The organism is Flavonifractor sp. An82 (genome assembly GCF_002159265.1).
Lineage (GTDB): Bacteria > Bacillota > Clostridia > Oscillospirales > Oscillospiraceae > Flavonifractor.
The window spans coordinates 1-17,430 of sequence record NZ_NFHG01000001.1 but is presented as its reverse complement, the minus strand read 5'-3'; the positions used below and the strand labels follow the sequence as shown (position 1 = coordinate 17,430).

At 60.5% G+C, this 17,430-nt stretch carries 18 protein-coding genes; 13 read left to right on the top strand and 5 right to left on the bottom strand.

The window, feature by feature from the left end; translation table 11 throughout:
* Positions 1 to 10 precede the first annotated feature (10 nt).
* From B5G34_RS00090 to B5G34_RS00070, 4 genes are all read left to right on the top strand, one after another.
* Positions 11 to 487 carry a deoxyuridine 5'-triphosphate nucleotidohydrolase gene (locus B5G34_RS00090; protein ID WP_343286542.1) on the top strand — a complete coding sequence of 159 codons (477 nt, stop codon included), beginning with the start codon at positions 11 to 13 and terminating at the stop codon, positions 485 to 487.
* Positions 471 to 671, top strand: coding sequence for a helix-turn-helix domain-containing protein (locus tag B5G34_RS00085; RefSeq protein ID WP_162609376.1), 201 nt, complete (start codon positions 471 to 473; stop codon positions 669 to 671). The genes B5G34_RS00090 and B5G34_RS00085 overlap by 17 nt, the downstream gene beginning before the upstream one ends.
* A 574-nt stretch (positions 672 to 1,245) precedes the next feature.
* Entirely contained in the window at positions 1,246 to 1,791 is a 546-nt protein-coding gene (locus B5G34_RS00075; protein ID WP_087333388.1) for an RNA polymerase sigma factor, read from the top strand.
* Positions 1,788 to 3,005: a hypothetical protein gene (locus B5G34_RS00070; protein ID WP_087333386.1), complete on the top strand. Its 1,218-nt coding sequence runs from the start codon at positions 1,788 to 1,790 to the stop codon at positions 3,003 to 3,005. The genes B5G34_RS00075 and B5G34_RS00070 overlap by 4 nt, the downstream gene beginning before the upstream one ends.
* Positions 3,006 to 3,076: 71 nt before the next feature.
* Here the strand turns inward: B5G34_RS00070 and B5G34_RS18595 are convergent, their stop codons facing one another.
* Entirely contained in the window at positions 3,077 to 3,226 is a 150-nt protein-coding gene (locus tag B5G34_RS18595) for a hypothetical protein (RefSeq protein ID WP_162609375.1), read from the bottom strand.
* A gap of 121 nt (positions 3,227 to 3,347) precedes the next feature.
* Here B5G34_RS18595 and B5G34_RS00065 point away from each other — a divergent pair, with 121 nt between their 5' ends.
* Together B5G34_RS00065 and B5G34_RS00060 are read left to right on the top strand one after the other, a co-directional pair.
* Positions 3,348 to 4,223 carry a LysR family transcriptional regulator gene (locus B5G34_RS00065; protein ID WP_242956721.1) on the top strand — a complete coding sequence of 292 codons (876 nt, stop codon included), beginning with the start codon at positions 3,348 to 3,350 and terminating at the stop codon, positions 4,221 to 4,223.
* Between the two features lie 103 nt (positions 4,224 to 4,326).
* Entirely contained in the window at positions 4,327 to 5,520 is a 1,194-nt protein-coding gene (locus B5G34_RS00060; protein ID WP_087333382.1) for a coenzyme F420-0:L-glutamate ligase, read from the top strand.
* A 39-nt stretch (positions 5,521 to 5,559) separates the two neighbouring features.
* Here B5G34_RS00060 and B5G34_RS00055 read toward each other — a convergent pair whose 3' ends face one another.
* From B5G34_RS00055 to B5G34_RS00045, 3 genes are all read right to left on the bottom strand, one after another.
* Positions 5,560 to 6,108: a GNAT family N-acetyltransferase gene (locus tag B5G34_RS00055; protein ID WP_087333380.1), complete on the bottom strand. Its 549-nt coding sequence runs from the start codon at positions 6,106 to 6,108 to the stop codon at positions 5,560 to 5,562.
* 1 nt (position 6,109) lies between these two features.
* Positions 6,110 to 6,664 carry a phosphatase PAP2 family protein gene (locus B5G34_RS00050; protein WP_087333378.1) on the bottom strand — a complete coding sequence of 185 codons (555 nt, stop codon included), beginning with the start codon at positions 6,662 to 6,664 and terminating at the stop codon, positions 6,110 to 6,112.
* Positions 6,665 to 6,739: 75 nt separating this feature from the next.
* Positions 6,740 to 7,252, bottom strand: coding sequence for a DUF4330 domain-containing protein (locus B5G34_RS00045; protein ID WP_087333376.1), 513 nt, complete (start codon positions 7,250 to 7,252; stop codon positions 6,740 to 6,742).
* A gap of 115 nt (positions 7,253 to 7,367) precedes the next feature.
* On the opposite strand from B5G34_RS00045, the gene csaB reads away from it, so the two are divergent.
* The 6 genes from csaB to rpoD all read left to right on the top strand — a co-directional run bounded on the left by csaB (position 7,368) and on the right by rpoD (position 15,822).
* Positions 7,368 to 9,590 (top strand): polysaccharide pyruvyl transferase CsaB, encoded by a 2,223-nt coding sequence (gene csaB, locus B5G34_RS00040; RefSeq protein ID WP_087333375.1) that lies wholly within the window; start codon positions 7,368 to 7,370, stop codon positions 9,588 to 9,590.
* Between the two features lie 5 nt (positions 9,591 to 9,595).
* Entirely contained in the window at positions 9,596 to 10,672 is a 1,077-nt protein-coding gene (locus B5G34_RS00035; RefSeq protein ID WP_242956719.1) for a glycosyltransferase, read from the top strand.
* Positions 10,673 to 10,737: 65 nt separating this feature from the next.
* Positions 10,738 to 11,400 carry an HAD-IA family hydrolase gene (locus B5G34_RS00030; protein WP_087333373.1) on the top strand — a complete coding sequence of 221 codons (663 nt, stop codon included), beginning with the start codon at positions 10,738 to 10,740 and terminating at the stop codon, positions 11,398 to 11,400.
* A 130-nt stretch (positions 11,401 to 11,530) separates the two neighbouring features.
* Entirely contained in the window at positions 11,531 to 12,535 is a 1,005-nt protein-coding gene (locus tag B5G34_RS00025) for a deoxyguanosinetriphosphate triphosphohydrolase (RefSeq protein ID WP_087333370.1), read from the top strand.
* Between the two features lie 157 nt (positions 12,536 to 12,692).
* A complete protein-coding gene (gene dnaG, locus B5G34_RS00020) occupies positions 12,693 to 14,483 on the top strand; it encodes a DNA primase (protein ID WP_087333368.1) in 1,791 nt (596 codons plus the stop codon).
* Entirely contained in the window at positions 14,476 to 15,822 is a 1,347-nt protein-coding gene (gene rpoD / locus B5G34_RS00015) for an RNA polymerase sigma factor RpoD (protein ID WP_242956717.1), read from the top strand. Before dnaG ends, rpoD begins: the two co-directional genes overlap by 8 nt.
* 247 nt (positions 15,823 to 16,069) lie before the next feature.
* Here the strand turns inward: rpoD and B5G34_RS00010 are convergent, their stop codons facing one another.
* Complete coding sequence (locus B5G34_RS00010) at positions 16,070 to 16,750, bottom strand: Crp/Fnr family transcriptional regulator (protein WP_087333364.1); 681 nt, start codon at positions 16,748 to 16,750, stop codon at positions 16,070 to 16,072.
* A 143-nt stretch (positions 16,751 to 16,893) separates the two neighbouring features.
* Here B5G34_RS00010 and B5G34_RS00005 point away from each other — a divergent pair, with 143 nt between their 5' ends.
* Positions 16,894 to 17,076: a hypothetical protein gene (locus B5G34_RS00005; RefSeq protein WP_087333362.1), complete on the top strand. Its 183-nt coding sequence runs from the start codon at positions 16,894 to 16,896 to the stop codon at positions 17,074 to 17,076.
* The last annotated feature ends 354 nt before the right edge of the window (positions 17,077 to 17,430 follow it).

Here is a 17,430-nt window from a genome sequence, read left to right as displayed (position 1 = left end):
GGATGAATCATTGAAGAAGTTTAGCAAAGTTAGTTATGAACAGTATGCCGCTGCCGTCGGCGGAGACGTGGATTTGCGAGAAGAATACGAAGCCATTAAGTTGCCCAAGCGGGCAACTACTGGCTCCGGTGGATACGACTTCTTTGCTCCGTGCGATATCTGTCTTGCCCCAGGAGAAGAAATCAAAATTCCTACTGGAATTAGAGTTGCTCTCGACCAAGACAAGCTATTAGCATGCTTCCCTAGAAGTGGCCTTGGTTTTAAGTACCGGCTTATGCTTAATAACACCGTTGGAATCATCGATAGTGATTACTATGGATCTAGCAACGAAGGCCATATGTTTGCCAAATTATATAACAACGGAAATCAGGACGTTTTCATCAAAAAAGGTGAAGCGTTCATGCAAGGTATTATCTTACAATACTTTTTGACTGATGACGACGATGCAGATGGGGTGAGAGACGGTGGATTTGGATCAACAGGATGATGCCAAACTACTATATAAGGTTAGCGATTTAAAAAAAATATTTGGAATAAAAAGTGAGCTGGTATATAAGCTAGTTAAGCTAAATGGATTCCCAACAATAAGAATCAACGGAAGATACTATTTCCCAAAAGATCAGCTCAAAGAATGGATTGAAGCCAACATCAACAAAGATATAGACATATAAAAAATAGGCCTGCTTTTGCAGGCCTATTTTTTAGTTTTTAGCCATCCAATCCATGAACCCTTCATAACGATCAATTTCTCTCTGGGTCCACGTAGATGGAGATCTTCTCATTTGATCTTCAAATGCAGATTGTTCATCGTTGCTTGACACAAACATAAAAATCACTATAATGAACAATATCACAACAGCCACATATTTCAACATAATCACCTCTTTTTCAGATATCATATATATATCACACAAAAACATGCAAGTCAATTTCTGCATCAAAATTTATAACCGTTTTATCAAAAAAACAGTTTCGATTTTTGCAAAATTGGTGCAGTAATTGGTGTAATAATTAAATTAAATATGCGGTAGTCATTGCAAGAGTAAGGGTTGCAGATTGAAGGTTATGTTCTGCAAAAGCTCCACCCCCAGTTCGAATCTGGGTGTCGCCTCCATAAAACCGACGATCGCAAGATCGTCGGTTTTCTTTTTCCCCGCAGAAAAAATCCCCGTTCAGGTGCAACCTGACGCTCCTTTCCTGTGATATGATTGGTGAAAGCAGCTTTCAATCTGTTGGGGGCCGGTTATGAGAGACGCAATCCTGCTGGAAAAACTGAAACGAGGCGATCCAAAGGGGCTGGAGCTTCTGATGCATGCCTACCTGCCCTATGTGTCGGTCATCGTGTGGAATATCCTCCGGGGCTCCATGGCTCCGGAGGACGCGGAGGAGGTGGTCTCCGACGTGTTTCTGGCAGCCTGGAACCAGGCCGCCGACCTGGAGTGCGGCCATATCAAGAGCTGGCTGGGGGCGGTGGCCCGGAACAAGGCCAAAAACAAGCTGCGCCAACGGGGCCGCAGCTTGCCACTGGAGGAGGACCTTCTGGACCTGCCCGGTCTCAGCGATCCCATCACCCGGCTGGAGCAGGCCGAGGAGCAGGAGCTGGTCCGCCGGGCGGTAGATGCCCTGCCGGAGGATGAGCGGGAAATCTTTCTCCGCCACTACTATTACACCCAACCGGTCAAGGAAATCTCTCTCACCATGTCCCTCAACGAGTCCACCGTAAAATCCAAACTGAGACGGGGGCGCATGAAATTGAAAGAAGCACTGATGAAAGGGGGCGCCCTGGAATGAAGCGCAGCATCTCCGATCTGCTGGACCACTATAGGGAGGACCGTGTGGACCTAAAGGGCGACACCCCTCTCTCCCCTGTCAGGATCAAGGAGCTGACCATGAAACACATCTGTGAAGAAACGGGCGGGAACAGGCCCCAGGCCGCCCGCCAACGGAAGCGGTTCTTTTCCCGGGGCCTGCTGGTGGCCGCCCTCCTGCTCTCCCTGTGCTGCCTCACCGCCTTCGCGGTGGTGTTCACCCTGCGGGACGCGGCCCGGGCGGATATGGGGGTGTCCCAGGATGACCCCATCCGGGAATGGACGGAATATGATAATCCCCTGCAAACAGGGACTGAGACAGCGCCCCAGGCCACCCTGGTGGCCACCATGTGCAGCGGCAGCCGGCTTTACGCCTATGTCGCAGTCTCTCCCGTGCCCGAAGAGGCCGCCGCAGGCACTTCCCCGGAATGGGAGTGGGGTCCCCGGGGCGGATTGGACGGATGCACCGCCCTCCATCTGGAACAGGCCGGCTACGACCCGGACACCCGTACCTCCCTGGTCAAGGTATCCATGACCCTGGAGGACAAGTCGCTGGAGCAGGTGGAGGTGAGCATGAATCTTTGTCATGACCTCAAACCCATCGCCGCCTATGGCCCGGTGACTGTCCCGGTGACCGAGAGCCAGGCCCTCACCTGTCCGGCGGATATTACGGTGGTCAACACCACCCGTCAGCTGAAGGAGGCCTGGGGCCTGCGGCCTGACATGCCAGCGTTTTCCCAGTACACCCAGGAGGGCACCATTGATCAAATCTCCATCTGCGCAGGCTATATCGAACTGGAGATGACCACTCCCACTCTGGAGGAGTGGACCGCCGTCTCGGGCGCGGAGGTACTGCTGGAGCTGGAGGAGCAGTCCGACACACCGCTGCCTCCCCAGCTGGAGGGCTATCTGGTCCGGAGGATGTTCGGCGGCAGCTGGTCAGTCAGCGTGGAGGAAACGTTGGCAGACGCCCGGCTGAACTACCGGGACGGCACTTCGGAACTGATCCGCCAGATCCCCAGCCCCTATGCCGGGACCTGGCTCTCTGCCGAGGAGCCCTACCCCGATGCCAGCGAGGACGGAATCCGGCGCTACCGCTTTACCCCCCTCCAGGCCTTTGACCTGAGCCAGGTGGAATCCATCACCATGGCCGGCAAGACCTACCCCTTCCCCCAACCGGATGACCTGTCCCCATAAAAACCGCCCAGGGGGCCTGCACTATGGCAGGCCCCCCGGGCCTTATCGGTTCTCCCCAACCGAAGCAGAGATCAGATTTCCGCACCGCGGACACAGACCTGGAGCGCTTTCCAGGGGCTTCCCTTCCAATAGGTCCGCATGACGTTTACCGACATACCCTTCCCCATCAGCTCATAGCCGTTGTGCTTCCGATCCATCACCATCATGTTGTTCTTCTTCATGGAACTCGCTCCTTTCTGTCGTAACGCTCTTGCCTTCCTTCTGGCTATAGTATACAATAGAGTTCACCATGATTCAAACGAATCTTTTTCATATAATATATGACTAAAAGGAATGATATCTATGAGCCTGATCAAGTATCAGATCCTGCTGAAAACCGTGGAGCTGGGGGGCATCACCAAGGCGGCGGAGGCCCTGGGCTACACCCAGTCGGCGGCCAGCCGGATGATCGCCGCCCTGGAGCTGGAGTGGGACATGGAGCTGCTGGTGAGGGGCCGGGGCGGCGTCCGTCTCAGCCCGGCGGGAGAGACCCTTCTCCCCTACCTGCGCTCGGTCTGCACCGCCCACAAGGAGCTGGAGGAGCAGGTGGCCGACCTCCACGGGCTCACCCGGGGCACCCTGCGGGTGGGCACCTTCACCAGCGTGTCCATCCACTGGCTGCCCTCCATCATGAAGGAATTTCTCCAGCGCTACCCCGGCATCCACTTTGAACTGGTGAGCAGCTGGGAATTTGCCGAGATCGAGGACATGGTACGCCAGGGGGCGGTGGACTGCGGCTTCCTGGGCCTGCCCGCCGGGGAGGGTCTGGATACCGTGGCCCTGCGGCAGGACCGGCTGATGGCGGTGCTCCCCCCGGACCATCCTCTGGCGCACGCCCCCTGCTACCCCATGGAGCGCTTCACCCAGGACCCCTACATCCGCATCAGTGAGGAGCGGGACGTGGAGATCGACCTTATTTTTCAGCAGGAGGGCATCCACCCCAATCTTCAGTACACCGTCAACGACGACTTTGCCATCCTGTCCATGGTGGAGCAGGGGCTGGGGGTGAGCATCATGCCCGAGCTGGTGCTCCAGAGCTCCGGCCGGTCCTTCGCCGCCATCCCTCTGGAGCACCCCCGCAGCCGGCAGATCGGGATTGCGGTGCGCAGCGGCAAGCTCCTCTCCCCTCTTACCGCCCGGTTCCTGGACACCGTCCAGTGGTGGAACGCCTGCCAATAAATGACACGTTTCATGAAAAATGTTTTACATCCATATAAAACTATAGTATAATTGGAATGCTGCAAAAGACGCAGTGAATTGAAATATCTAGGAGTGTTGTTCTATGAGCCGGATGGTCGGCACCGTATCCATGGGTATCCGCGCCCCCATTATCCGCAGCGGAGATGACCTGGCCGAGATCGTCACCGGGTCTGTCCTGGAGGCGGTCAAAGACGGCGCGTTTTCTGTACGTGACCGTGACGTGGTCGCTATGACCGAAGCCATCGTGGCCCGCGCCCAGGGTAACTACGCCTCGGTGGACGATATTGCCGCCGATGTGAAGGCCAAGCTGGGCGGAGAGACCATTGGCGTCATTTTCCCCATTCTCAGCCGCAACCGCTTTGCCATCTGCCTGCGCGGCATTGCCAAGGGCGCCAAGAAGATCGTTCTGATGCTGTCCTACCCCTCTGACGAGGTGGGCAACCACCTGATCGACGAGGACGTGATGGACGAGAAGGGCGTCGATCCCTATAAGGACGTGCTCTCCCTGGAGCGCTACCGGGAGCTGTTCGGCTACACCACCCACCCCTTCACCGGCGTGGACTATGTGGACTACTATTCCAACCTGATCCGGGAGTCCGGCGCCGAGGTGGAGGTCATCTTCGCCAACGATCCCCGGGCCATCCTGTCCTACACCAAGAACGTGCTGGCCTGCGACATCCATACCCGCGCCCGCACCAAGCGCCGCCTGGTGGCCGCCGGTGCCGAGAAGGTCTTCTGCCTGGATGAGATCATGACCGCCCCTGTGAACGGCAGCGGCTACAATGAGAAGTACGGCCTGCTGGGCTCCAACAAGTCCACCGAGGACAAGGTGAAGCTCTTCCCCCGTCCCTGCCAGGATCTGGTGGAGGACGTGCAGGCCCGCCTGCTGAAGGCCACCGGCAAGCACGTGGAGGTCATGGTGTACGGCGACGGCGCCTTCAAGGACCCCGTGGGCAAGATCTGGGAGCTGGCCGATCCGGTGGTCTCCCCCGCCTACACCGCAGGCCTGGAGGGCACCCCCAACGAGCTGAAGCTGAAGTACCTGGCCGACAACGACTTTGCCGCCCTGTCCGGCGAGGCCCTGCGTGAGGCCATCAAGGGCGAGATCAAGAAGAAGGACGGCTCCCTGGTGGGCAAGATGGCCGCTCAGGGCACCACCCCCCGCCGCCTCACCGATCTGATCGGCTCTCTGTGCGATCTGACCTCCGGCTCCGGCGACAAGGGCACTCCTATCGTCTATATCCAGGGTTATTTTGACAACTATACCACGGAATAATCACAAAAAGGCTCCGGTTCCATGAACCGGAGCCTTTTCTTATACCAGCGCTTTGCTCATCAGCACCGCGGCCTGGCTGCCTCCATCCGTTCTGTAGGCGTCGGGCAGCAGCCCGCAGCGCACAAATCCCCGCCCCTCATAGAGGGCGATGGCCCGCTGGTTGTCCTCCATGACCTGGAGCTCCATCCGCTCATAGCCCATGTGACCGGCCTCCCGGCACAGCTGCTCCACCAGAGTCCGGCCCAGGCCCAATCCCCACCAGCGGCGACGGATGGTTACCCCCATCTCCGCCCGGTGGCGGCACTTGCGGTTGGAGGCCGCCGGACCCAATCCGCCCAGGCCGATGAGCCTGTCTCCCACGAAGCACCCCAGCATGAGCCGGTCGGTGCTGGTCAGCTGCCGTTTGAGGAAGGCCTGTTCCTCCCGCAGGGTGCCGGTAAGCTCCTCGGGCAGAAAGGCAGTGAAGGGGCTCTCCGCCGCCACCCGGCGCAGATGGCGGAGCACCGCCTCCCCGTCCTCGGCCCGGGGACTGCGCAGCAGGCAGCGGGTGCCGTCCCGCAGCACCACTTCCCGTTCTTCCCCCTTCATGCTACGCCTCCCAGCCCCGCCAGGCGGCCAGCCGCTTCCAGATCAGCCAGGCCAGCCAGCCGCACAGCAGGCCCACCGCCATGCCGGCCACAACGTCCGTGGGGAAATGAACGCCCACATAGAGCCGGGAGAAGCCCATCAGGGCGGCCATCACCACCGCCACCACCTTCATCCAGCGGCGGGGCAGGGTGCGGCACCATGCGGAAGCGGCCGCAAAGGCGGCGCAGGTGTGGCCCGAGGGAAAGGAGTTTGGGTCGTGCTCCGTCACCAGGGGCACCAGCTCCGTCAGCAGCAGCCAGGGCCGTTCCCGGCCCACCAGATGCTTGAGCACCACATTGGTACACAAAAGACCCAGCAGCATAGCAATGAGACTGACAAAGCCCGCCTTCCGGGTCTTAGGGATGCACAGCAGCACCAGGGAGAGGGCGATCCACAGCAGGCCGGCGTTGCCCAGCTGGGTATAAACTTTAAAGAATGGGTCCAGAATCCCGTTGCGCACCACGTCCTGGAGCCACAGCAGGATCCCGCCGTCCATATTCAGCAGCCATTGGGGCATAACATATTCCTCCGATTGGAAAAAGGACGGCGGTATGAAACCGCCGCCCCTCTGTTTGATTGATGTTGGGTCTGATTACTGGGCCTCGTCGCCCCAGGTGCAGTCGGTGACCACGCCGGTCAGCTCAAACTTGTCGGTCTTGACGATGTGGTTCTTGCCCACCCGAACCTCCTGGGTACCGATTTCGGTGGTGATGGCGTTGGACACGTTGCACTCCACCGTGAAGGTCAGATCCAGCAGGTCCTTGTCAGCGGGCAGCTCCACGGTGCCGTCGGTGGTATCCACGCTGACAACATCCTCATGGGGAGCGGCAGTGACGGAGGTCACCTGACCGTCCAGCAGCTCGCCGGAAGCCATCAGAGTGGAGGGGATATACTTCTGCACGTTCTCGTACACTTCAGGCTGAACATTTTCCACCAGCACCGTATAGGTCACATGGGTGCCGGCGCTACCGCCGCCGATGGCACCGCTGCCGCCGGGCTTGAGGAACTTCACGCCCAGCACCGCCGCCGCAATAACGATCACCAGGATCACCAGCAGATCCACGATGTTGATTTTACCAAACAGTCTTCCCTTTTCGTCTATCATCTTTTTGCAGCCTCCGAGGTTGTAAATTCATGTCGCGCTTGGTACAATGATACCGGGTTATTGTATCATAGATTCCCACAAAGACACAAGTACTTTCTTTGGAGGTTTTGCTTTCATGAAGGTCATGCACCTCATTTCCGGCGGTGACAGCGGCGGAGCCAAGACCCATGTCCACATGCTGCTTCAGAATTTATCCCGCACCATTGATGTGACCATGGTGTGTTTTATGGAGGGTCCCTTTTCCCAGGAGGCCCGTGAGCTGGGCATCCACACCGTGGTGCTGCCTGGACACAACCTGCTGAAGGTCCGCAATCAACTGAAAAAGATGATCATAGAGGGCGGATACCAGATCCTCCACTGCCACGGCGCCCGGGGCAACCTGATGGGGGCCCTGCTGCGGAAGGCCACCGGCCTGCCCGTGGTTACCACCGTCCACTCCGACTACCGGCTGGACTATCTGGGCCGCCCCTTCTCCCGCATCACCTACGGCACCATCAACACCATAGCCCTCAGAACCCTGGACTATCGCATCGGCGTGTCCGACGCCATGACCGACCTGCTCATCTCCCGGGGCTTTGATCCGGACAAGCTGTTCACCATCTACAACGGTATCGACTTCACCCCCCGCACCCCCGCCCTGGACCGGGAGGCCTACTGGAAGAGCGTGGGTCTGAAGGCCGATCAGGACTCGGTGGTGGTGGGCATCGCCGCCCGCCTCAACCCGGTGAAGGATATTGCCACTCTTGTGCGGGGCTTTGCCCTGGCCCATCAGGAGTGCCCCCACCTGCGGCTGCTCATCGCCGGCGACGGCGAACAGATGGGCATGCTGAAGGATCTGGTGAATCAGCTGGGGGTGACGGAGCAGGTGTGCTTTGCCGGCTGGATCTCCGACACCGACAGCTTTTACAACGCCCTGGACATCAACACCCTCACCTCCCTGTCCGAAACCTTCCCCTATTCCCTCACCGAGGGAGCCCGGGCCGGTCTTCCCACGGTGGCCAGCCGGGTGGGCGGCGTACCCTACCTGATCGAGCACGGCATCCACGGCTTCCTCTTTGAGGCCGGAGACGCCGAGGGACTCTCCCGCCACCTCATCACCCTGGCCAAGGACCCGGAGCTGCGCCGGCACATGGGGCAGCGGCTCTATCAGCGGGCCAAGGAGGACTACTCTCTGGAGAGCACCCTCCAGCGGCAGCTCACCATCTATGAGACCATCCTCCGCCGCCAGAGCCGCAAGGCCGGCCCCCGGGACGGTGCTTTGGTGTGCGGCGCCTACGGCCGGGGCAACGCCGGCGACGACGCCATTCTGGAGGCCATCGTGGCCGAGCTGCGGCAGATCGACCCCGACCTGCCCATCTGGGTCCTGTCCCGCAGCCCGTCGGATACCCGCCGCACCTATCGGGTCAACTCCATCTATACCTTTAATATTCTGAAATTCCTGCGACGGATGCGCAAGACCAGGCTGTATATCAACGGCGGCGGCTCCCTGATGCAGGACGTGACCAGCCACCGCTCCCTGTGGTTCTATCTGTTCACCATCTCCTGGGCCAAGCGTCTGGGCAACAAGGTCATGATGTACGGCTGCGGCATCGGGCCCATCCACTCCCCCGCCAACCGCCGCCGGGCCTCCAAGGTCCTCCAGAAGAGCGTAGACGCCATCACCCTCCGGGATACCCACTCCAAGGCGGAGCTGGACGACATGGGGGTGACCCGGCCGGAGATCATCCTCTCCGCCGACCCCACCGTCATTCTGCCCGCTGCCCCCGAGCCGGTGGTGGACGGCATTCTGGAGAGCCAGGGCATCGACCCCAACGGCAAGTATATCGGCTTTGCCCTGCGGCCCTGGCCGGGCTTTGAGGCCAAGGCCCCCATCTTCGCTGCCGCCGCCGACTACGCCTATGAGAAGTACGGCCTGACCCCCGTGTTCCTTCCCATCGAGCGCCGGCTGGACGTGGACGCCGCCAGACTGGCCGCCAAATATATGAAGGCTCCCCACCACATCCTGACCTACACCGGCAGCTCCGACCACACCATCGGCCTGTTTGCCCGGATGCAGGCGGTGCTCTCCATGCGCCTCCACGCCCTGGTCTTCTCCGCCGGGCAGGGCGTGCCCCTGGTGGGTGTGGTGTACGACCAGAAAATCAGCTCCTTCCTCTCCTATATCGGCCAGGACCTCTACACCGACCTGGATCAGGTAACGGCCGAGACCCTGTGCGGCTATATCGACGCCGTCCACGCCCGCATTGGGGACTCCGCCTTCCTGTCCGGCGGCGTGGAGCGCCTGCGCCAGGTGGAGGAGCGCAACCAGGAAACTGCCCGCCGCCTTTTGAAGGAGTAATCCCATTGAAGCAGATCCTATGTCTGGCTCCGGAACCATGGAGCACCATCCCCACCCGCACCCAGCAGCTGATGACCCGGCTGAAGGACGCCAAAATTTTATTTCTGGAGCCCCCCTCCTGGGACTACCGCAAGCCTGGCCGGAAGGTACGGCCGGGGCTGACTGTCCATGCCCTCCCTCCCGTCCCGGAGGCGGGGGAGGACCAGCGGCTCCTCCGTCTGATCCGCTTCCGGCGGCAGGCCCGCCACATCCTCAAGCTGATGGATGTGCACCGGTTTCGGGAGCCCCTGCTGTGGTGCACCGCCCCGGAGCAGGTCCATCTGCTGGATGCCATTCCCCACCACGGCCTGGTATATGACTGCGGCCAGGACTGGATGGACACACCCCCCGAGTGGGAGAGCGACCTGGCCCTTGCCGCCGATGTGGTGTTTGCCGCCTCGGAGGGGCTGGCGGACCACCTCTCTCCCTGCAGCGACAACATCGCTCTGGTCCCCAACGGGGTGAGCTACCCCATGTTCTCCCGCACCATCACTGAGTGCCCCCCGCCCCTGGCCGATCTCACCGGACCGGTGCTGGGCTTTGTGGGCACCATCTGGGAGGACACGGATCTGGCCCCGGCCATCCAGGCCGCCCGGGCCCTGCCCCGGTGCACCTTCGTCTTCGTGGGACGGCGGGACCGGTACAATCCCCAGCTGCGCGCCCTGGAGGCCCTGCCCAATGTGCGTCTGCTGAACCGCCAGCTGCCGGTGGACATCCCCGACTACCTGGCCCGGTTTGATGTGTGCCTCCACCTGCTGCGCCGCTCCGACTACGGCGCCGACATCGTGCCCTGCCGGATCTATGAATATCTCTCCTCCGGCAAGCCCATTGTGGCCATGTTTTTCCCAGACCATGTGGAGCACTTCCCCGACGTGATCTACGCCGCCCACAGCCCCGGCGAGTTTGTACGGCTGTGCGTCCGTGCCCTGGAAGAGCCCCAGGGCTGGCCCGCCGCCCGCCGGCGGGAGCACGGGGCGGCCGCCGCCTGGTCCAACCGGGCCAGACAGGTGGTCCAGATCCTCTCTGCCAACGGACTTTACTGACCCATGATGCGGGCGGTCCTACAGACCGCCCGCATTTCCTGCCATTGCTGATAAGGAGGCTTATTATGATCCCCTATTCCACCGTGATCTTCGACCTGGACGGCACCCTGCTGGATACCCTTCAGGATCTCTGTGACAGCACCAACTATGCCCTTGCTCTCCACAATATGCCTGCCCGCTCCCTGGACGAGATCCGCCGCTTCGTAGGCAACGGCGTGGGGCTGCTCATCCACCGTGCGGTGCCGGAGGGCACCCCTGATGACCTGGAGGCCCAGTGTCTGGCCGACTTCCGGGCCCACTATCTGCTGAACATGGAACACCGCACCGCCCCCTATGCCGGCGTGCTGGAGCTGCTGGACGGCCTGAACAAGGCGGGGATCAAGCTGGCGGTGGTATCCAACAAGTTTGACGGCGCGGTGAAGGGGCTGTGCCAGACCTACTTCGGCGACCGGGTAAAGGTGGCCATCGGCGAGTCCCAGGGAGTGGCCCGCAAGCCGGCCCCCGACACCGTGTTCCGCGCCCTGGAGGAGCTGGGCGCCGACGCCCAGGGGGCAGTCTATGTGGGAGACTCAGAGGTGGACATTGAAACCGCCCGCAACGCCGGCCTGCCCTGTCTTTCGGTAAGCTGGGGCTTCCGGGACACCAACTTCCTCCTCCAGCAGGGCGCCCAGCGCATCCTCTCCTCCCCTGCCGACCTGCTGGCCCTGCTCACCGGTGCAGCAAACTGACGAATCAAGCTATTCTTCCCGCGGCAATTTCTAAGCACAACAGAAAATTCGCAAAAAAAGAAGGGTTTTTCAAGTCCGGCGGCGTATATAGGGTAAAGGCTGAAATTTGCTGAGAGGCTGGTGAGCGTCCATGGTACTGCGTGAACAGACCGAGGCCGCCGAGGCGGCCCTGCTCTCCCCCTATGCCTGCCTGTCCGCCCGCTCCAAGGGTCGTCAAATTCCTCTGGAGCCCTGCCCCACCCGGACCTGCTTTCAGCGGGACATCGACCGGATCGTCCATTCCAAGGCCTTCCGGCGGCTCAAGCACAAGACCCAGGTCTTTCTGGAGCCGGAGGGGGACCACTACCGCACCCGGATGACCCACACCATTGAGGTCAGCCGCATTGCCCGCACCATCGCCCGGGGCCTGCGCCTCAACGAGGATCTGGCCGAGGCGGCGGCCTACGGCCACGACCTGGGCCACACCCCCTTCGGCCACGCTGGAGAGCGAGTGCTCAACGAGATCATGCCCGGCGGCTTTGCCCACAACCAGCAGTCCCTGCGGGTGGCGGACCGGCTGGAGCGGGACGGCGAGGGGCTTAACCTGACCTATGAGGTCCGCCGGGGCATCCTCTGCCACACCGGCCCCGACCAGGCCGAGACTCTGGAGGGACGCCTGCTGCGGCTGGCCGACAAGATCGCCTACATCAACCACGACATTGACGACGCCATGCGGGGCAAGATCATCTACCCCATGGACCTGCCCCTGTCGGTCTCCCAGGTGCTGGGCTTCACCCACTCTGAGCGGATCAATACCCTGACGGTGGACATCATCACCCAGTCCGCCGGCAAGAACGACATCGTCCAGTCCCCCGCCTGCCGGGACGCCATGCACGAATTGCGGGAATTCATGTTCGAGTATGTCTACCGCAGCCCGGTGGCCAAGGGCGAGGAGGGCAAAGCACAGGATATGATCCGCCGCCTGTTTGAGTACTATGTGAAAGACCCGGACAAGCTGCCCCCCGAGTACCAGGATATCCGGGTGGAGGAGGGCGTGGAGCGTGCCGTCTGCGACTACATTTCGGGCATGACGGACAAATACGCCGTGGAGCAGTTCGGCGACGCTTTCATCCCCAAGTCCTGGAGTGTAAAGTAAACTCACTTTATGTATGCTGGAATACAAGGATTTTGAGCACTTCGCCATTTTGCCCGCCCTCATATCGGGCCATAAATTAGTAAGGCAATATAGCTTTACAGTTATCCTTGTATGAAAATGGCATGGATTGGAAAACATAGTCGGAAGGAGGACCTCAGTGGCCATACCAGAACAATTCATCGACGATCTGGTGTCCCGCAGCGACATTGCCGACGTGGTCTCCTCCTATGTCTCCCTCACCAAAAAGGGAAACAATCTGTGGGGGCTGTGCCCCTTTCACAACGAAAAGACCCCCTCCTTCTCCGTCTCCCCTGACAAGCAGATCTACCACTGTTTCGGCTGTGGCAAGGGAGGCGGTGTGATCTCCTTCATTATGGAGATCGAGAACCTGCCCTTTGTGGACGCGGTGAAGCTGTTGGCCAAGCGGGCGGGTCTGGAGGTGCCGGAAAGCGGCGAGAACGAGGCCTACCGCAAAAAGCGGACCCGGCTGCTGGAACTGTCCAGGGATGCCGCCCGGTTCTACCACGACTACCTGATCGGTCCAAACGGCCAGCGGGTACGGGACTACATCGCCCAGCGGCAGATCTCCTCTCGTACCGCCACCCGGTTTGGTCTGGGAGCCGCTCCCGACCAGTGGGACGCCCTCACCAAGGCCATGACTGCCAAGGGCTACACCAAGATGGACCTGATCGACGCAGGTCTGGCGGTGGCGGGCAAAAACGGTGGCATCTATGATAAGTTCCGCTCCCGCCTCATGCTCCCCGTCATCGACGTTCGGGGGGAGGTGGTGGGCTTCACCAGCCGCCTGCTGCCCGGTGAGGAAGGGGCCAAGTACCTCAACACCCCGGAGACAGTCCTCTTTAAAAAAGGACGGCTCATCTACGCACTGAATTTCGCCAAGAACACCAAGCGGCCCAATCTGGTGCTGGTGGAGGGCAACATCGACGTGATCACCCTGCACCAGGCGGGGTTTGATAACGTGGTGGCCACCATGGGCACCGCCCTCACCGAGGAACACGCCCGCATTCTGGCCCGGTACACCAAGGAGCTGGTGCTGTGCTACGACAACGACGCCGCCGGCAAGCAGTCCACCGACCGGGTGCTCAACATTCTGAAAAACGCCAATCTCACCGTCCGGGTGCTCCAGTTGCCCAACGCCTATGATGCCGAGGGCAAGCCCATCAAGCAGGACCCGGATGATTTCGTCAAAAAGTTCGGCCCCGCCGCCTTTGAGAAGTGTCTCAACGGCAGCGCCGGCCAGAACGACTACCGGCTGGACAGCCTGCAATCCAGGCACGACCTGTCCACCGAGGAGGGGCGGCTGGCCTATCTGAAGGACGCGGTGGCCACGGTGGCCGCCCTCCAGAGCCCCATTGAGCGGGAGATTTATGGCAACAAGGCCGCCGCGGCCGGCGGGATCTCCGCCGAAGCCATGGCCCAGGAGGTGGCCCGCTATCGGAAGGACAAGGCTTGGCGGGCCAAAAAGCTCCAGGCCAAAAAAGACCTGACCCCCGCCGTTCAGCTCCAACCCAAATCCAGGGAGCTGCGCTATGAAAATATCCGCTCCGCCCGGGCGGAGGAGGGTGTCATTCGGCTGCTGCTGCTGGAGCACGATCTGCTGGAGCAGACCGCAGCCCTGGGGCCGGATCAGTTCTCCTCTCCCCTTCTGGCCAAGCTCTACGTGCTGCTCAAGCAGCGGCACAGCCAGGGGCTGAGTTTGCAGCTGGGCGCTCTGTCCGGCACGCTGACGCCGGAGGAGATGAGCCACGTCACCGGCATTCTGGAACAGCCGGAATCCCGTTCCAACAGCAGCCAGGCGCTGCGCGACTACATAGAGATCATCGAAACAGAAGCCGCCAAGCGGGGCGGGGCCGGACAGGACCCGCTGCTGGCGGCCCGAGACAAGTTCAGAGAGAAAAAATCATATGGAGGACAACCGCATGAGTGAAAAGAAGACCACCGGTAAAAAGGAGCTCACCCTGAGCCTGGAAGACCAGGCCAAGCTGGCCCGCGACAACGCTAAGAAGATGGAGCAGGGCAAGATCGAGGTCATGAAGGTGGTAGAGGGCGTCCAGGGCGCCGAGAAGCTTGCCGAGCTCATTGAGCGCGGCAAGAAGAACGGCAAGCTCTCCTCCAGCGAACTGATGGACGTGCTGGAGAATCTGGATCTGGAAAGCGAGCAGATGGACAAGATCTACGATACCCTGGAGAACCTGGGTATCGACACCGTGGGCGACGACTATCTGCCTGAGCTGGCCGACGATATCATGCCCCCTCTGGAGGAGCTCAACGAGATCGAGGATCTGCCCGAAGAGGAGATCGTGGACCCCAACACCCTGGTGGACTCCTTCGGCATTGACGACCCCGTGCGGATGTACCTGAAGGAGATCGGCAAGGTCAACCTGCTCACCCCCGACGAGGAGGTACAGCTGGCTCAGGATATGGGCGCCGGCGACGCCGCCAAGGAGCAGCTGGAGGAGATGGAGCGGGCCAAGGAGGCCGGCGAGGAGGTCATGCTGTCCGAGGACGACATTAAGGAGCTGCGCCGCCTGGTGAAGCGGGGCGAGGCCGCCAAGCAGCGTCTGGCCGAGGCCAACCTCCGTCTGGTGGTGTCTATTGCCAAGCGCTACGTGGGCCGGGGCATGCTGTTCCTGGACCTGATCCAGGAGGGCAATCTGGGTCTCATCAAGGCTGTGGAGAAGTTTGACTACACCAAGGGCTACAAGTTCTCCACCTACGCCACCTGGTGGATCCGGCAAGCCATCACCCGTGCCATTGCCGACCAGGCCCGTACCATCCGTATCCCCGTCCATATGGTGGAGACCATCAATAAGGTCATCCGGGTCTCCCGTCAGCTGCTCCAGGAGCTGGGCCACGATCCCACCCCCGAGGAGATCTCCGAGGAGATGAACATGCCCGTGGACAAGGTGCGGGAGATCCTGAAGATCGCCCAGGAGCCTGTCTCCCTGGAGACCCCCATCGGCGAGGAGGAGGACTCCCACCTGGGCGACTTCATCCCCGACGAGGATGCCTCCGAGCCCTCCGAGGCCGCCTCCTTCACTCTGCTGAAGGAGCAGCTGGTGTCCGTGCTGGGCACCCTTACCGAGCGTGAGGAGAAGGTGCTCAAGTTGCGCTTCGGCATCGAGGACGGCCGCACCCGCACCCTGGAAGAGGTGGGCAAGGAGTTCAAGGTCACCCGCGAGCGTATCCGCCAGATTGAGGCCAAGGCCCTGAGAAAACTGCGCCATCCTTCCCGTTCCAAGAAGCTGAAAGACTTCCTGAACTAAGTCGCTTTTCAGGGCACTTCCTCTTTGAGGGCGCAGTTTTGGGGCCCCCGCGGGAGCCCAGCGCAGCGGGTCCCGTGGGGAGAGCCGGAGCGATGAAAGGAGCGAGCCTTCGCTTATAAGCGGAGGCGAGGGATCTGCAATCCGCGACGGCGACGCGCCATCCCTCCCGCTCCAAGAAGCTGAAGGACTTTTTGAACTAAGCAACAAAAACCGGGCGTACCGCAGCCACTGCGGTACGCCCGGTTTTTTAATTCATGGACTCCGGCAGCACCTTCAGGTGGAACCGCCGCCGGTCGGCCTCCAGCACCCCTTCCCGCTGCAGCTGCCCGATGGTACGGGACAGGGCGCTGCGGTCCACACACAGGTAGTCTGCCAGGGCCTGCCGGTCGAAAGGGATCACCACCGTGGCCCGCCCGGTCCGGGCGGCCTCCTCCTCCAGATAGGACAGCAGCCGCTCCCGGATGGTCCGGCCGGACAGGTGATTCAGCTTCCCATTTAAAAAGAGATTTTTCTCCGCCAGCACCCACAGCAGGTTCTGGATCAATATGCCATGGGCGGGACAGGCGGCGGCACAGGGCAGGGAGAGCCGCCGGCAGTCCAGCAGCAGGACCGCCGTATCTGCCGAGGCGGTCACCGTCACCGGCAGGCTCTCCGCCTCGGCGCAGGCATAGGACTCGGCAAAGAGCCGCCCCGGCCCCATCTCCCCCATGACGATCCGCTGTCCGTCCGGACGGATGCGGCTCACCTGCACCTTTCCGGCCAGTACCACCCCGAGGTGGGTGGCGGGATCCCCCGCCCGGAGCACTGCCGCCCCCTTGGGATAGCGGCGCACCGCCCCACCCATACAGTCCAACAGCCTCAGCAGCTCTTCCTCTCCCATACCGCGAAAGAGCGCGGCCCGCCGCAGCGCCCCCAGATAGTCCCGCATATGCACCCTCCGGCCTCTTTCTTTTCCCTGATTATCCTTGCCGCTATCCTATCAGATATTCCCCGGAAAGACAAGCGCCTCTTGCAATGCCCGCTCGAAACTGGTAAGATGAAACTACTTTATAAGAAACGGTGGTTGAAGTCATGACTGCTTACTTCTCTCTGGGTATTCTCTTTCTTGTCATTGGGCTGGTTTTCCTCTTGGTCCCCTTTGACAAGCTGAAAACCGTATTCCGTCGCATGCGCCACAGCATTACCACCAAGGTGGGGGGAGTCATTTTCCTGGCCGCAGGGATTGTGTCGATTCTCCTGGGCCTGGGCCATTGAACCACTCCGGCCGGCAGCAGAGGCTGCCGGCCTTTTTTGCGCTTGGCCGATCGGTTTTGCTCATTACAAATCAAAGCACTTCCTATTTGCCCTGTTTTATCCAGCTAATAACCCCCTATATTAGGCAGATCGCCCAAAATAAAGCCCACTTTTTTGTGTGCCGAATTGATTGTTTTTGATTGACTGTGATTATATTTGGTGCTATATTGATGTCACAACAAAGAGCAGTCAATTTCAATCAAATCCGAAAGACCTGCTAACAAAAGTCAAGTAGAAATTTTAGATTTGGGGGAGCGGCAAAAAGACAACACAAAATCAAGCCGCTGAGCATCTCAAAATCGAAACGGCGGCCAG

Bases quoted from the DNA above. Each gene is read 5' to 3' on its own strand.
- B5G34_RS00075 (WP_087333388.1), top strand. From the start codon at position 1,246: ATGAGAGACGCAATCCTGCTGGAAAAACTGAAACGAGGCGATCCAAAG.
- B5G34_RS00070 (WP_087333386.1), top strand. From the start codon at position 1,788: ATGAAGCGCAGCATCTCCGATCTGCTGGACCACTATAGGGAGGACCGT.
- B5G34_RS18595 (WP_162609375.1), bottom strand. From the start codon at position 3,226: ATGAAGAAGAACAACATGATGGTGATGGATCGGAAGCACAACGGCTAT.
- B5G34_RS00065 (WP_242956721.1), top strand. From the start codon at position 3,348: ATGAGCCTGATCAAGTATCAGATCCTGCTGAAAACCGTGGAGCTGGGG.
- B5G34_RS00060 (WP_087333382.1), top strand. From the start codon at position 4,327: ATGAGCCGGATGGTCGGCACCGTATCCATGGGTATCCGCGCCCCCATT.
- B5G34_RS00055 (WP_087333380.1), bottom strand. From the start codon at position 6,108: ATGAAGGGGGAAGAACGGGAAGTGGTGCTGCGGGACGGCACCCGCTGC.
- B5G34_RS00050 (WP_087333378.1), bottom strand. From the start codon at position 6,664: ATGCCCCAATGGCTGCTGAATATGGACGGCGGGATCCTGCTGTGGCTC.
- B5G34_RS00045 (WP_087333376.1), bottom strand. From the start codon at position 7,252: ATGATAGACGAAAAGGGAAGACTGTTTGGTAAAATCAACATCGTGGAT.
- csaB (WP_087333375.1), top strand. From the start codon at position 7,368: ATGAAGGTCATGCACCTCATTTCCGGCGGTGACAGCGGCGGAGCCAAG.
- B5G34_RS00030 (WP_087333373.1), top strand. From the start codon at position 10,738: ATGATCCCCTATTCCACCGTGATCTTCGACCTGGACGGCACCCTGCTG.
- B5G34_RS00025 (WP_087333370.1), top strand. From the start codon at position 11,531: ATGGTACTGCGTGAACAGACCGAGGCCGCCGAGGCGGCCCTGCTCTCC.
- rpoD (WP_242956717.1), top strand. From the start codon at position 14,476: ATGAGTGAAAAGAAGACCACCGGTAAAAAGGAGCTCACCCTGAGCCTG.
- B5G34_RS00010 (WP_087333364.1), bottom strand. From the start codon at position 16,750: ATGCGGGACTATCTGGGGGCGCTGCGGCGGGCCGCGCTCTTTCGCGGT.
- B5G34_RS00005 (WP_087333362.1), top strand. From the start codon at position 16,894: ATGACTGCTTACTTCTCTCTGGGTATTCTCTTTCTTGTCATTGGGCTG.